The sequence below is a fragment of the Iodobacter sp. BJB302 genome (assembly GCF_002735645.1).
Taxonomy (GTDB): Bacteria; Pseudomonadota; Gammaproteobacteria; order Burkholderiales; family Chitinibacteraceae; genus Iodobacter.
This window is the reverse complement of record NZ_PDZG01000197.1, coordinates 1-562: the sequence shown is the minus strand read 5'-3', so window position 1 is coordinate 562 and position 562 is coordinate 1. Positions and strand designations below refer to the sequence as shown.

The window sequence follows — 562 nt, the reverse complement described above, 5'->3', positions numbered from 1 at the left end:
CGTGCCTCTGGGGTTAAATCCAGTGCGTTAATCTCGCTTTCCAGTGCATACAGGGCCGCGATGCGCCGCAGCGCTTCGGCGGCAATCGGGCTTTGGTTCGATTCATACAGCTCATAGAATTTGCGCCTTGCATGCGCCCAGCAGCCGAGTTCGGTTACGCCCGTGCTAAACAGCGCTTTATAGCCCGCATAGCCGTCAACCATCAGTCGACCTTGCCAGTCGCTAAGGAAATCCCGCACATGCTGACCAGAGCGGCTGATTTGGTAATCAAACACCACGATGGGTGGGCCTGCGGCGAGCACATTGCTGCGATAAACCCATAAATATGCTTTTTTAGTCTTACCCTTGCCTGGATCCAGCTGCGAAACCGGTGTTTCATCGGCATGCAAGATGGTTTGCGTTCGCAGTCGTTCCGCCAGCCGGTCGGCCAAGGGGTGCAACCAGAAGCCAATCACGCCTACCCAGCTAGCAAGGGTGGAGCGGGCTAAGGTCACACCTTGCCGTTCGGCGATTTGAGCAATCCGGTACAAAGGCAGATGGTCCACGTATTTGCTGACCATAA

Annotated in this window: 1 protein-coding gene; it reads right to left on the bottom strand. The window is 55.7% G+C overall.

Features of this window, described 5'->3' with window-relative positions; genetic code table 11:
* A partial coding sequence (locus CSQ88_RS22610; protein WP_143449604.1) for an IS66 family transposase occupies positions 1-562 on the bottom strand: 562 nt, incomplete at both ends.